The organism is Lactobacillus sp. WILCCON 0149 (assembly GCF_057197965.1).
Genome location: NZ_JBUBHO010000001.1, coordinates 1,231,615 through 1,243,782, shown reverse-complemented (window position 1 = coordinate 1,243,782; position 12,168 = coordinate 1,231,615). Strand labels below are relative to the sequence as shown.

General features: G+C 48.3%; 13 protein-coding genes. 6 read left to right on the top strand and 7 right to left on the bottom strand.

What is annotated here, in order from left to right; all coding sequences use genetic code 11:
• Nucleotides 1-62 precede the first annotated feature (62 nt).
• From ACYVUV_RS05760 to ACYVUV_RS05750, 3 genes are all read right to left on the bottom strand, one after another.
• Nucleotides 63-1,388, bottom strand: coding sequence for an RNA-guided endonuclease InsQ/TnpB family protein (locus ACYVUV_RS05760; protein ID WP_484499168.1), 1,326 nt, complete (start codon nucleotides 1,386-1,388; stop codon nucleotides 63-65).
• A 920-nt stretch (nucleotides 1,389-2,308) separates the two neighbouring features.
• The gene (locus ACYVUV_RS05755) at nucleotides 2,309-2,629 is read right to left on the bottom strand and encodes a GNAT family N-acetyltransferase (protein WP_439775514.1); all 321 of its coding nucleotides are present in this window, start codon (nucleotides 2,627-2,629) and stop codon (nucleotides 2,309-2,311) included.
• Nucleotides 2,630-2,783: 154 nt separating this feature from the next.
• Complete coding sequence (locus ACYVUV_RS05750; protein WP_439775513.1) at nucleotides 2,784-3,455, bottom strand: NAD(P)H-binding protein; 672 nt, start codon at nucleotides 3,453-3,455, stop codon at nucleotides 2,784-2,786.
• A 225-nt stretch (nucleotides 3,456-3,680) separates the two neighbouring features.
• Here ACYVUV_RS05750 and ACYVUV_RS05745 point away from each other — a divergent pair, with 225 nt between their 5' ends.
• The gene (locus ACYVUV_RS05745; protein ID WP_439775659.1) at nucleotides 3,681-4,508 is read left to right on the top strand and encodes an SDR family NAD(P)-dependent oxidoreductase; all 828 of its coding nucleotides are present in this window, start codon (nucleotides 3,681-3,683) and stop codon (nucleotides 4,506-4,508) included.
• A 1-nt stretch (nucleotide 4,509) separates the two neighbouring features.
• Here the strand turns inward: ACYVUV_RS05745 and ACYVUV_RS05740 are convergent, their stop codons facing one another.
• The gene (locus ACYVUV_RS05740) at nucleotides 4,510-4,938 is read right to left on the bottom strand and encodes a MerR family transcriptional regulator (protein WP_484499167.1); all 429 of its coding nucleotides are present in this window, start codon (nucleotides 4,936-4,938) and stop codon (nucleotides 4,510-4,512) included.
• A 111-nt stretch (nucleotides 4,939-5,049) separates the two neighbouring features.
• Here ACYVUV_RS05740 and ACYVUV_RS05735 point away from each other — a divergent pair, with 111 nt between their 5' ends.
• A complete protein-coding gene (locus ACYVUV_RS05735) occupies nucleotides 5,050-6,057 on the top strand; it encodes an alpha/beta hydrolase (protein ID WP_439775657.1) in 1,008 nt (335 codons plus the stop codon).
• Between the two features lie 41 nt (nucleotides 6,058-6,098).
• Entirely contained in the window at nucleotides 6,099-6,827 is a 729-nt protein-coding gene (locus tag ACYVUV_RS05730; protein WP_439775656.1) for an SDR family oxidoreductase, read from the top strand.
• Between the two features lie 95 nt (nucleotides 6,828-6,922).
• On the opposite strand, the gene ACYVUV_RS05725 is transcribed toward ACYVUV_RS05730, so the two are convergent.
• Complete coding sequence (locus ACYVUV_RS05725) at nucleotides 6,923-7,369, bottom strand: MerR family transcriptional regulator (protein ID WP_439775655.1); 447 nt, start codon at nucleotides 7,367-7,369, stop codon at nucleotides 6,923-6,925.
• 105 nt (nucleotides 7,370-7,474) lie between these two features.
• On the opposite strand from ACYVUV_RS05725, the gene ACYVUV_RS05720 reads away from it, so the two are divergent.
• Both ACYVUV_RS05720 and ACYVUV_RS05715 read left to right on the top strand, forming a co-directional pair.
• Entirely contained in the window at nucleotides 7,475-8,212 is a 738-nt protein-coding gene (locus ACYVUV_RS05720) for an SDR family oxidoreductase (RefSeq protein WP_439775654.1), read from the top strand.
• Between the two features lie 466 nt (nucleotides 8,213-8,678).
• Nucleotides 8,679-8,798, top strand: coding sequence for a putative holin-like toxin (locus tag ACYVUV_RS05715; RefSeq protein ID WP_484499166.1), 120 nt, complete (start codon nucleotides 8,679-8,681; stop codon nucleotides 8,796-8,798).
• A gap of 488 nt (nucleotides 8,799-9,286) precedes the next feature.
• On the opposite strand, the gene ACYVUV_RS05710 is transcribed toward ACYVUV_RS05715, so the two are convergent.
• Together ACYVUV_RS05710 and ACYVUV_RS05705 are read right to left on the bottom strand one after the other, a co-directional pair.
• On the bottom strand, nucleotides 9,287-9,544 hold the full coding sequence (locus ACYVUV_RS05710; RefSeq protein WP_439775653.1) for a restriction endonuclease subunit S: 258 nt from the start codon (nucleotides 9,542-9,544) through the stop codon (nucleotides 9,287-9,289).
• The gene (locus tag ACYVUV_RS05705; protein WP_439775652.1) at nucleotides 9,480-10,370 is read right to left on the bottom strand and encodes a LysR family transcriptional regulator; all 891 of its coding nucleotides are present in this window, start codon (nucleotides 10,368-10,370) and stop codon (nucleotides 9,480-9,482) included. The genes ACYVUV_RS05710 and ACYVUV_RS05705 overlap by 65 nt, the downstream gene beginning before the upstream one ends.
• A 119-nt stretch (nucleotides 10,371-10,489) precedes the next feature.
• Between ACYVUV_RS05705 and ACYVUV_RS05700 the strand changes: the two genes are divergently transcribed.
• Nucleotides 10,490-12,097 (top strand): FAD-dependent oxidoreductase, encoded by a 1,608-nt coding sequence (locus ACYVUV_RS05700; protein WP_484499165.1) that lies wholly within the window; start codon nucleotides 10,490-10,492, stop codon nucleotides 12,095-12,097.
• The last annotated feature ends 71 nt before the right edge of the window (nucleotides 12,098-12,168 follow it).

Sequence of the window (12,168 nt, the reverse complement as noted above, 5' to 3'; positions counted from 1 at the left end):
GTAACAGATGGCATTCCGGCCATTAGCCTGCCCGCATGGATCCTTGTGGATCCTTCAATTCTTTACAATGCTTTATTGTATCTTGGATGATCAATCAAAAAAGTAAGATTCATCATTGCATTCATGTCCCGATCTACAACCTTATTGTAGTTCGGGCATTTTTTGTTGTAGCACACGTATTCATTGTGCTTGGTGCCATGCTTCTTATTGCCAGAAAGAGTAATCTTCTCATCGTCCTTCTTGACGTTGCCGCACGCTGCACAGCGCTGGGTGCTTGGATAAAAGCGATTGGCAATCACCAATTTGACCCCGGCAGACTTGCACTTGTATTCGAGATAGCTGCGAAAGCGTCCAAACAGCGCACGGTGCACGCCTTTTGAAGCGACATGGCTCATAAGCATGCCCTTGACGTCCAGATCCTCAATGCAGATTGCATCATATTCTCTGACAAGGTGAGTCGTGTACTTGTGCATCGCGTCATCCTGCATGCGGTGAGCACGCTCGTAAAGCTTCTGAAGCTTGATTCTCGCTTTTTGATAGCTTTTTGAGCGCTTCCCGGCAATCTGGCCATTTTCTTCCAGCTTTCTTGCCAGAATCCGCTGCTGGTGCTTGATGTTCTCATAGACTCTTGCCAGCTTGACGGCGCCATTGTTTCCTTTGTGCAGAAAATAGTGTTCCCCCTCTGCATCATTGAAATGGCTGACATTGACATCGATCCCGGTCTTCTTACCCGTATGCTTGTGAATGTATGGTGGCGTCTCATACTTGTAAGGAACCGCCATGTAGTAATGGCCGTGTTCACGGTAAAAGCTTATCGTCCCAAATTCGGCATTTTTGGGGATTTCAGAAAATCTTATGCTATGCCACTCACCCTTATAAGGTGCTGGGACGGGCAAGGTTAGCTTTCCGTGATTGCCTTCCTTTGCGAGAACCACGCCTTGATTCAATTTAAAGCCTTGGCGTTTGGCTTTCTTGGATTGAAAAACGGGGTGTCCGGCACCATTTTTAACTTTGAGTGCCTTATCTTTGGCAAACTTCTTGAACGATTTGCCCAAGTCAGCACATGCTTGCTGCAGGATACGCGAAGAAATCTGCTTTTCCCATGACTGTTTGTTTGCCGTAAGCTTTTTCTGAATCAGTGCTGCGGTTGGGTAGTATCTAGATATAAATAACTTCTGCTCTTCAGTAAATTGCCGTTCTTCTTTTGGCTTCTTGAATTCCGCCAGAATCTCTGGACTGACTAGCATACGGTATTCCGAATAGGTCGCATTCCACAGTTCTAGGGCCTTATTGTAGCAATAACGGCGATAGTCACACCACTGATCCAAGACGTGAGCCATAGTAGCATCTGGATATAAACGATATACGTGAGTTCTTTTGGTTGCCATTTGTCTTCACCTCTTTTCGACAAGCATATTTTAGCACGTATTCCAGCTTATTTCCAAACATGCGTTTGAAGAAGGACAAAAATCATAGGTGCAACACACTTAATTTGTATTAGGATAGAAGTTGTTTTCTTTCGCAAGCACATTAAGCTATATTTTTCGATATAGTTCTATATTACTTGTTACTAATTAGTAGCTCTTTGGGCCCTGGTATCGAGGCGCTGAATCCGGTCGAAAACATCAGTCCAAACCTGGTTGGTTTAGCTGTCGATTATCTGACCCGCTTTATGTCGGGAGCAAGTGGGCCAGAAGCTTTCAAAATTTCGCTGCTAGGAGCACATAATCTTGGAGAAGATGCTTTAGCCACAAAATTGCTGGATGATGTTAAAGGACTGGATAATATCTCGATCACGAATGCTATTAAGCTTACTGGATTTGATGTTGGTTACCGGGCTGGCTTTGGTTATAAGCCGGTTAGCGAGTTCAAGCCGGATCAAGCAACGATTCAGAACGTGAGGACGATGGTTGAACGCTCACTGCATTTTCTTGAGCTCTATGGCCCAAAAGTTCTGGATGGATTTACTTTTGAAGGTGGCTATACAGATACGGTAAGCACGGGGGACGGCGACTTTACTACGGCAGATACTCTCTGGGACTTCAAGGTGTCGAAGAGAAAAGTGCAAAAAGAGCACACTCTGCAATTGCTCATGTACTGGCGGATGGGTCTGCATTCGGTTCATCCGGAATTTCAAAGCATCAAGCATCTCGGCATTTACAATCCCCGCCTAAATCAAGTCTACTGTATTGCCGTTGCTGACATTTCGGAAGATGTCATTAGGGAAGTTGAAGAAAAAAGTGATTGGGTATGGGATGTAGCAATGCAAAAAGAAAATGGTGGTCCAGAATGGATCACCATTTTTAGTCTAAAGCTCCTTGATAAAGAAGTATTGGTCATAATCCTTGAAGGCTGGGGCGATTTTGAGCAGCTTTTTGTAGCCCATCTTCTTATAAAAATTTGGTGCTTGAAAGCTGTAGGTGTTAAGGATGATGCGTTTGATTTGCTTTGCCGCGGCCACTTTTTCTACCTTATTGAGCAGCTGCTCGCCGTAGCCATGGCCCCGGTATGCCTCTGCCACACAAAGATAGTCGATTTCAACCGTATCAAAAACAGCACTGGCAACAATGCCCGCAGCAATTTTTCCATCCTCTTCGATGTAAAAGCTGTAGTCACCCGAATCCTCCATGAACTGAGCATTGTATTCTTGCAGCATCTGGTGCACTTTCTCGTTGACTTGCCTGCTGCTTTTCTTGATTTCCATCTTGTCTGCCTCCTTTTTTAGATTTTAGCAAAAGGAAAGACGAAAAAATAGGTCTGCTGGTTAAGCAGGCCTATTCTTCTTAATATACAGGGCGGGTTAAACCGTCAGTATCTGGGTCAGCGATCCCCAGGCTGTCCCGGCTGCCGAAAGTCGGATCAGCTACGATCTTCAAGACTACGTCAGCGATGCTCCGTCTTGACCCAGATACGCCAACAAATTTGTCATGGCGGTGGGTAATGGAGTACTTAACTTCTGGCCGGTCGTTCAGCCATGGCAGGCGCAGAGTGGTGTAGTCAAGGCCGGATTCTTCTAAAAGCAGGTCAGCATTGACTGGAGAACTGCCTTCTGGGTTGCCGCCAAAGCAGAAGTCCCGGTTCCACTTGCCGAATTCACCTGGAACTTCATCGTACAAGCCCAACAGGCTGGTTTCGATCACCCGGCTGATCTTGTTTTCCTTAGCCGCCGCGATGATGTTTTTGGTTGGGCGATTGTTACCGGCATCGTCATGGTCAACGACAGCTGAGAAGATCATGTCACAGCCCTTAGCAGCGTCAACTACGTCCTGCTTGTTGTTCAAGTCCCCGTCGATCAAAGTTACCCGGTCCGGGTAGCGGTCCTTCAAGCTTTGCAGGCGGCTGGCCCGGCGCAGGAATAAGACCAGGTCGACATCTTTGAACTTGTCTTCAGTCAAAATTCTTTCTTCAATAATGCGGGCAATTTGGCCGTTAGCTGCCAAAATCAATAACTTCATAATAATTTTTCCTTTCTGCTTGCTCTAATCAATATTCAATCGTTGCTTTAATGATAATGGGCCAAAAGCAATTTGAAAAATGCTCTTTCCGTAATTTACCATTCGCTTTGAGCATAGCGCCGGCTTGCATCCCGCGTATAGCACAATGCACCGCTTGTAATGTACAAGGGCGCCGCAATAGTTTACGCTAATGAAAATAATATGTAGAAAGAAGTGACATTATCAATGAAAACATGGTTGATTACTGGGGCATCGACCGGCTTGGGCCGGGGAATCGCGGAAGCCGTTCTGCAGGCAGGCGACCAGGCAGTCGTTACTTCAAGAAAAGCCAGCCGGGTAGCCGACTTTGAAGACCGGTACCCAGGCCGCGCTCTGGCCTGCAGCCTTGAGGTATCTGACCCCCGGCAGCGCCGCGAAGTGGTTGCTAAGGCACTGGAACGGTTCGGCAAGATCGACGTCTTGGTTAACAATGCTGGCCGGGGCCACTTTGGCTCAGTGGAAAGCAGCAGGGAGCAGGACATCCGTGACCTATTTGAGATCAACTTCTTCGGTCAGGTCGGCATGATCCGCCAGGTTTTACCGGCAATGCGTGAGGCAGGCCGCGGTTTGATCATCAATGTTTCCTCGATGGGCATCATGTTTGAAAACTCAACGGGGAATTCCTATTATGTTGCCAGCAAGCTGGCCCTGGAGGGCGTCAGTGAAGTGCTGGCCAATGAAGTCAAGCCTTTGGGCATTGATGCGATGATCGTTGAGCCAGGGGCCTTCAGAACTGAATTCCGGATCGCTGCCACTAGCGACTTGGAACATGAGAATCCGGCTTATGCCAAAACAGCCAAGGCCAGCCGGGAATTCCTGCGCAAGCACCCGCACGATCAGCCGGGCGACCCAGCCAAGGCTGGTCAGGCAATCTATGAGGCCAGCCAGCTGGATGACCTGCCAAAGGTGCTGATTCTGGGCAAGGGAATGATTGAACTTGCCCAGAAAAAGCTGGCCGACCGGTCTGTGGAAATCGCCAAATGGCATGACTTGGCTGAAAGCACTGATTTTTAGGCTAATATTCCGGATGGTACTTGGCCATGACTTTCTTTTCAGTGCCGTCTTTGACGGCCAAGGTGTAATACTCGCACTTTTGATCGATAGTCTCAAGTGTCTGCTCAAGCAGCGCTATCTGTTGCAAAACAGCTTCGCGCTGCTTTTTAAACATCTCCAGACGCTGGGGCAGGGTGGCATCGCCTTCCACGCACCAGGTCATGAAGGTGCGGATGTCGGTAATGGACATGCCGGAATTTTTCAAGAATTCGATGATCTTGACCGCGTCAATGTTGCGCTGGTCAAATTCCCGCACCCCCTGTTCCGTCCGCCGCAAGCCTGGAATGAGGCCCTGGTTGTCATAATAGCGGAGGGTGGAAACCGGCAGCTGGCACATTTTTGAAACTTCTGTGATTGACAAAGTGTTTGTTTTTTCTTTTATAGCTGGCATAAAAAGTTCCTTTCATTTTTTTGAAAAAAAGGCTTGCGCTAAAGTTAACTTTAGCCTATATAATCATTATAACATCAACAAGCAAGCAGACACAGAAAGGAAAATTGCAACATGAACACTTTAGCAAACGACAGCAGAGTATTTAAGATCGACCCATCCATCAGCGTGCAAGGCGTCCGCTTCCGCAACCGCTTTGGCATCGTTCTGGCTGGTCACCTGTACCTGCCAAAGGACTTTGACGACAAGCAGACCTACCCGGCGATTGTCATCAGTGGTCCCTTTGGCGCGGTCAAGGAACAGTCAAGTGGTTTGTACGCTCAGACGCTGGCGCAGCGCGGCTTCGTGACCATGGCCTTTGACCAGTCATTTACCGGTGAAAGCAGCGGCGAGGTGCGCAATGTTGCTTCTCCAGACGTCTTCACCGAAGACTTCAGCGCGGCGGTTGACTTTGTCGGCCTGCAAAAATTTGTTAACCGTGACCGCATCGGTGCCATCGGCATCTGCGGCCTGGGCAGCCATGTCCTGACGGCAGCGGCAATCGACAAGCGGATCAAGGCCGTGGCCACTTCAGTAATGTATGACATGTCTTCTTCAATCTGGGACGGCGTTGGCAAGACCATGACTGATGAGAACCGGGAAAGCCTGAAGGACTACCTGGCCCGCCGCCGCTGGATCGACGCAGAAAACGGCACTTTTGCAGCCGGTGCTCACGAAGTGATGTTTGATCAAAATGGGGAGGTTATTTACATGGACAACCTGTTCCCGGACAAGTTGCCGGAAAACCCGAACCCGGTGCTGAAGGCCTTCTTTGACTACTACCGCGGCCGGGCTTACCACCCGCGGTCCATCAACTCTACCGGGGCCTGGACTTCAACAACTCCTTGGTCATACTTCAACTTCAAGCTGGAGCAGTACATTGACCAGATTTCCCCGCGCCCGAGCCTGATCGTCACCGGCGAAAACGCGCACTCACGCTACTTCGCTGAAGAAGCTTACGACAAGCTGAAGGATCCTAAGGAAATCGTGATCGTGCCAAACGCTGACCACGTCGACCTCTACGACCAGATGGACAAGATTCCGTTTGACAAGTTTGACGAATTTTTCAAGGAAAACCTTTAAAGGCAATTTTGGGCAAAAAATAGCTGGAAAGGAGAGACAGGATGTCTGTTAAAGATAAAGTAATCATCATTACCGGCGCCTCCAGCGGGATCGGCCTGGCCACCGCGGAGCTTTTGGCAAAAGACGGCGCCAAACTGGCGCTGGCTGCCCGGCACGTTGACAAGCTGGTTGAATTCAAAAAGTATGGCAGCCAGGTCCTGGTCAAGCAGACTGATGTTGCTGAGGCTGACCAGGTTCAAGAATTGGTTGACCAGACCGTGGCCCGGTTCGGCCGGGTGGACGTGATCTTCAACAATGCCGGGATCATGCCAGTCAGCTACTTGAGCGAACGCAGAATCAGTGACTGGCAGCAGATCATGCAGACCAATGTCATGGGCGTTTTGAATGGGATTGCGGCAGTTCTCCCATACATGGAGGAGCAAAACAGCGGCCACATCATCACGACTGGTTCGACCGCGGCCTACAAAGTCTTTCCTAAATTCGCCGTCTACAGCGCCAGCAAGTTTGCCGTCCGGGCCGTGATGGAGGGGCTGCGATTTGAAGAGCGGGAGCACAAGATCAAGTCGACTTTGATCAGCCCGGGAACTACAGTGACCAACCTGGTCAATACCATTCCGGGCGAAGCCGACCGGGAAGACGAGCGCCGGGTTCAGCAGTCCGCCTCCTTGACGGCTGAGGAAGTGGCTGAGGTAGTCAAGCAGGTGATTGACACGCCTGACAACCTGGCTGTAAGCGAGATTCACGTGCGGCCCGTCAAGCAGCTGGCTTAGCCATTTGACCAGCAAGAATTGCATGCACATTAAACAAGTTACTAAAAAGAGCTTGATTTCCGTTAATGGAAGTCAGGCTCTTTTTGCTCGAAAAATTACTTTTGGCCAGATTCATAGTTTTGGCACAGGAACTCGTCGGCATGCGGCAATTTGTCGTGCTTCATCAGCTCTTTTTCGGTACCGGCCTCCACCGCGCTCTTGTAGTAGGCGCACTTGTGGTTGATCACGTCCAAGGTTTTCTGCAGGTCGGCAATCTGCTCTTCAACGACCTCCTTGCGCTTGAGGAAGAGATCGTAGCGCTCTTGCAGGGATGAGTCGCCCTCTTGAGCCCACTTAGAGAACTGCTTGATGTCCTTGATTGGCATGCCGGTGCTTTTCAGGCAGTCGACGATCTGCAGCATGGTCAGGTCGGATTCGTTGAAGACACGGTAGCCGGATTCGCGCCTCTCCAGGTAGGGGAGCAGGCCCTCTTTGTCATAATAACGCAGGGTCGTTGACGGGATCCCGGTCATTTTGGAAACTTCTTTGATTGTGTATCCCATAAGAAAAAATCTCCTAAAAAGTTTGACTTTAGAGTTAACTCCAATGTTATATTCTATTCAGATGAAATGCAAGAGAAATAAGCATTTTTTTAGGAGGCAAATCAAATGAGCAAAGTTATCGTAATTACGGGTGCGTCCAGCGGGATCGGCGAAGCCAGCGCTAAGGTACTGGCCGAGCAAGGCAACAAGGTCGTGCTTGCTGCCCGCCGGGAGGACCGGCTGCAAAAGCTGGCAGACGAGATCAAGGCAGCTGGCGGAGAAGCCATTTACGTGCTGACTGACGTTGCAAAGATGGATGAAGTTCTTGCCTTGGGCAGCAAGACGGTCGCGACTTATGGCAGAATCGACGTCTGGATCAACTGTGCCGGTTTGATGCCATTGTCTGAGCTGGCCAAGGGCAAGACAGACGAATGGGAGGCAATGATTGATGTCAACCTTAAGGGGACCCTGTACGGCATTCACGCGGCCTTGCCGGTTATGAGAAAGCAGCAGTCAGGTCAGATTATCAACATTGGCTCTGTTTCCTCTCACATTCCTACTCCGGCAGGCGGCGTGTACGCGGCAACCAAGTTTGGCGTCAGAGCCTTGTCAGAATCACTGCGCCAGGAAGAAGCTACTGCCGGCAGCAACATCCGCGTGACGCTGATTGCTCCGGGCGCGGTTGACACTGAATTGCCGCAGCACGTCACCGATCCAGAGCAGCGCAAGGGGATGGATGCCTTTTACGCAAGCACGGCTATTCCCGCAAAATCGGTTGCTGATTCAATTGCCTTTGCGGTCAACATGCCAGAGCACACGGCAATCAACGAAATCTTGCTTCGCCCGACTGCCCAGGTTTTGTAAAATCAATTCAGTTGTTGGACTAGATGCATGTACATCAAACAGTTACTGAAAAAGGCTTGATTCCTGCTAGGAGTCAGGCCTTTTTTGGCGTAATTATGTGCGCTTTGCAAGCGCTTAGTAGCTTGAACATAAAACCAATATCAGCGGTTACTCGAGATGTTACATAAAACAGTGTATCAACAGCCCAAAAAGGTGCATTTAAATAATACGGCTTGTCAATCGTTTTTGTGGCCTATACCAATTGTATCAACATCTGATAATTTGTCATTAACACTCAACATATAACCACCTGTGCCATAAACTGGTATTTTGCCTTTCTGGAATTTATTTCAACCACACCCCCCAACTTACACTCTCCCATTAAATAATCCGCTTAACTTTGCCGGCCTTTGTAGAAGTGAAATCTGATATAATTTAAGAGGCAAGTTTTAAGGGCGGTGACTATCTGAATCCTGGAGGTGGTTCTATGGAGAATTATTATAAAGGTAAGGTAGTCATGAGCGTATACGAAGCGCTGAGCTTGATGCTCACTTTTGGAATGTTCGTTATTGCTTTGTTGACTTATGTTGACAAGCATGGCAAGTAAAAAAGTCGTCCCTCATAACTTTGCGCAGTTAGGGACGACTAATTTGTTCTGATACTGTCACCGCCTTTGAAGCGGGCCATCTGAGAGAGTCTTGCGCCAACAAGACTCTCTTTTCTTTTAGTATTATAGCATATTTGGCTCAGATAAACATCATTTGTAGCAGTGAACGCTTTACCTGATTCATTAGTTTTATTTTACGATCGTTTTGGATACAGATAAAATCAATTTCCTTGATCAGCTTTCCGATTTGGTCTTGTTCTTCAAGAGTTGGAAATCGAATCTGTTGTTTATAAAAGTCTTTTGCAACTAAAGAATTTATCATTCTTGCTGCAGTAGTTGAGTTGACTAATGGATAATACATTGCCTTTTTTATTAAAAAAATTCAGCAGCAAAGTGTATATGATATGACCCCCGAAATTAGGACACTAATTTCGGGGGTCATATCATAGAGTCTACAATGTTGGACCTTTTTTGTTAAGAAATTGAAACTATATTTCAACTAGCACCACGCGTACTAGAATATATTCTCCATCATGTGTATAGCTGTCAACAAAATCTTGTATTCCATTTGCCCCATAATACGGAGTATCACCATTTTTTCGTAAATTAGCTGTAACTGGTACGCGCAAGTTGTCAAATCTATCAGCCACATCCCCCAACTTACACTGCTCCCAAGCAAAACTACATCCCTTCCGCCTGTTCCTGCATGACCTGGCAGAAGGCGAGGACCAAGGGATCTGCTTCATCTTTCCGGCAGACCAGGCCATAGTCCAGCGGGGCAGGGTAGTTCAACTTTACCGCCTTGATCTCATCTGCTTTTTCGATCGCCACAAAGCTCGGCATCACGGTGATTCCTAGACCCGCCTTGACCATTAAGCTGACGATCTCAACGTCGTTAACGTAGCTGATGTCCAAGTCATCGACCTTCTTTCTGATCGTCTCTTGGAGCTTCAGTTGTTCCGGCGGGCACCAGTTGTTGTCCATCAGCAAAATTTTTTCTCCTGCCAAATCATCCAGGTCAAGTTCCTCTCTGTCACTTAAATGATGGTCTGCAGGTACGAGTGCCACAAAGTGTCCGCTAAAAAGCTGGTAGTAGTTCACCTCAACCTGATCAGCGATATCGTCGTGAGTCGTAAAAATCACATCACTGTCGTGGTCGATCAAGTGGTGCTTGAGCCGGTTGTGATCAAATCCCTCAAGAAAAATCTTGCAATTCGGGTATTCTTGGTGAAAAGCTTTGATCATCTCTGGCAGAATTGCTTGCTCTAGCGGTGTATCCGTAATACCAATCGTTAAGTTGCTTTGCTCCCGGTTGAAAGAATTTCTGGTCCGCTGCAGGGCCTTGTTATAGCTGTTGATCAAGCTCTTGCTGTCATCATAAAACAGCTTCCCATTCTTGGTCAGCTGGACTTCCCGGTGGTTGCGGTAAAAAAGGGTGACGCCAACTTCGTCTTCCACGCGCTGAATGATCCGGCTAACGGCCGGTTGAGAGAGGTGCAGGTTTTCCGCGGTCTTTGAGTAGTTCAGGCTCTCCGCCAAATTGATAAAAACTTCCAGCTGTCTCAAGTCCATCTTTGTCTCCTTATGCATTTCCGGTATAACCGATACCGACTTGATATTTCTCAACTCAATTATTGCATGATAAATTAATAGTTGAAAGCGGTACAGTTGATAAAAAAGGAGAAAAAATAATGACTAAGATCTATGACAATGTTGATCAATTAGACGTTAATGCATCTGCTGCATATACTGTTGAAACGGACGTCCTAGTTGTGGGCGCTGGCAACGCGGGCATGGAAGCCGCTGCGGCTGCCAGAGAAGCTGGGGCTAACACCATCTTGATTGAAAAGGAAAAGACTATTAACCTGATGCGGGTAGGTTTGGCCAGTGTTGACTCCCGGGCGCAAAAAGCCGCCGGCGTGATCATCAACAAGCAAGAACTGGTAGAAAGCCTGGCAGCTTTTGCTCAGCACAACGTGGACCAGCGACTTTTGGAAACCTGGGCAGACAACAGCGGGGCAACCTTGGACTGGCTGGAAGAAAAGGTCCTCAAGCCACACGGTGCCCACCTCAGAGCTGAAGCTGATGCTATGGTAACCAATAAGGCTTACCAGGCTTTCCCAACCGAAAACGATCCGACTTTTGACAACCAAAGCTTTACTTCATACGGCGACTGGTTCCTGGAATACCAAAAAGAGCACGGAGTCGACCTGCGCTTTGAAACCAGCCTGGTCAAGCTGCTCAAGGAAGACGGTCGCGTAACCGGGGCTTTGGTCAAGGATCTTGTCAAAAATGAGTACTACCAGATTCTGGCTGAAAAAGGGGTAATTTTAACTACTGGCGGATATTCCGCTAACACCGACCTGCTTAAAGCATGGAATCCTCTGGCCTTGAAGAAGAACGTCTACAACGACTCACCGCGCTCCAACGGGGCAGGGATTACTTCAGCCTTGAATGTCGGTGCCATCCGCGATGAAGAACCAGCTGAAACGATTTTTGACCGCGGCCTGGTTCCAGTTGGCAAAAAGACTGAAGACATGTACTACCAAACCGCCACTTACGACCACTGGCTCTGGATCGGTTCATACCCATTCCTTAAGGTTAACCTGCGCGGTGAACGTTTCGCCAATGAATCTGTTCCTTACCAATTCATCGTCAACGCCGCTGCTAAGGAACCTGGCTACCTGTACGCTATGATTTGGGACGATGACTACGCTGAAACTCTGGAAAAAGTTCACATGCTTGGTTGCGCCCGCTACGGTTTCCCAGGCTACATGAAGGATAAGGAAGCTTTTATCGCTGACACTGAGCAACATGTCAAGGATGGTCTGGTCGTAAAGGCTGATACTTTGGAAGAATTATCTGAAAAATTAAATCTGCCAGCTGACAAGCTAAAAGAGGCTGTTGCTAACAACAACCAAGCCGTGATCGATCACCAAGATAAGGAATTCGGCAAGGAAGCCTACCGGATTACGCCAATCAAGAAGAAGCCTTACTACGGCTGCATCCTGGGCGGCCGGATCCTGTGTACTTTTGACGGGCTCAGAATCAGTACCAAGATGGAAGTCTTGGATGAAAACCATGACCCGATTCCTGGCCTGTACGCGGCCGGCAATGACGCCGGTGGCTTCTTCTGGGGCAGCTACAATGACCGGGTTCCAGGCCTGGCTGCCAGTCATGCGCACACCTTTGGCCGCCTGGCTGGTCAATTTGCTGCTGGATTGAAAGCAGATGAACCAAAGAAGTCCGAAGATCAAAAAGCGCACGTTGATGCGGCTAGCGGGGCAAGCCACATCTAATAAGCTAATTCAAACAGTTCTATAAATACTACCCAAGCTGCATCTATCATTTTGATGGATGCAGCTTTTTT

Excerpts from the sequence above, each read along its gene's own strand:
- ACYVUV_RS05735 (WP_439775657.1), top strand. The coding sequence starts at position 5,050 with ATGAACACTTTAGCAAACGACAGCAGAGTATTTAAGATCGACCCATCC.
- ACYVUV_RS05725 (WP_439775655.1), bottom strand. The coding sequence starts at position 7,369 with ATGGGATACACAATCAAAGAAGTTTCCAAAATGACCGGGATCCCGTCA.
- ACYVUV_RS05755 (WP_439775514.1), bottom strand. The coding sequence starts at position 2,629 with ATGGAGGATTCGGGTGACTACAGCTTTTACATCGAAGAGGATGGAAAA.
- ACYVUV_RS05740 (WP_484499167.1), bottom strand. The coding sequence starts at position 4,938 with ATGCCAGCTATAAAAGAAAAAACAAACACTTTGTCAATCACAGAAGTT.
- ACYVUV_RS05705 (WP_439775652.1), bottom strand. The coding sequence starts at position 10,370 with ATGGACTTGAGACAGCTGGAAGTTTTTATCAATTTGGCGGAGAGCCTG.
- ACYVUV_RS05700 (WP_484499165.1), top strand. The coding sequence starts at position 10,490 with ATGACTAAGATCTATGACAATGTTGATCAATTAGACGTTAATGCATCT.
- ACYVUV_RS05710 (WP_439775653.1), bottom strand. The coding sequence starts at position 9,544 with ATGAAGCAGATCCCTTGGTCCTCGCCTTCTGCCAGGTCATGCAGGAAC.
- ACYVUV_RS05760 (WP_484499168.1), bottom strand. The coding sequence starts at position 1,388 with ATGGCAACCAAAAGAACTCACGTATATCGTTTATATCCAGATGCTACT.
- ACYVUV_RS05720 (WP_439775654.1), top strand. The coding sequence starts at position 7,475 with ATGAGCAAAGTTATCGTAATTACGGGTGCGTCCAGCGGGATCGGCGAA.
- ACYVUV_RS05730 (WP_439775656.1), top strand. The coding sequence starts at position 6,099 with ATGTCTGTTAAAGATAAAGTAATCATCATTACCGGCGCCTCCAGCGGG.
- ACYVUV_RS05745 (WP_439775659.1), top strand. The coding sequence starts at position 3,681 with ATGAAAACATGGTTGATTACTGGGGCATCGACCGGCTTGGGCCGGGGA.
- ACYVUV_RS05750 (WP_439775513.1), bottom strand. The coding sequence starts at position 3,455 with ATGAAGTTATTGATTTTGGCAGCTAACGGCCAAATTGCCCGCATTATT.
- ACYVUV_RS05715 (WP_484499166.1), top strand. The coding sequence starts at position 8,679 with ATGGAGAATTATTATAAAGGTAAGGTAGTCATGAGCGTATACGAAGCG.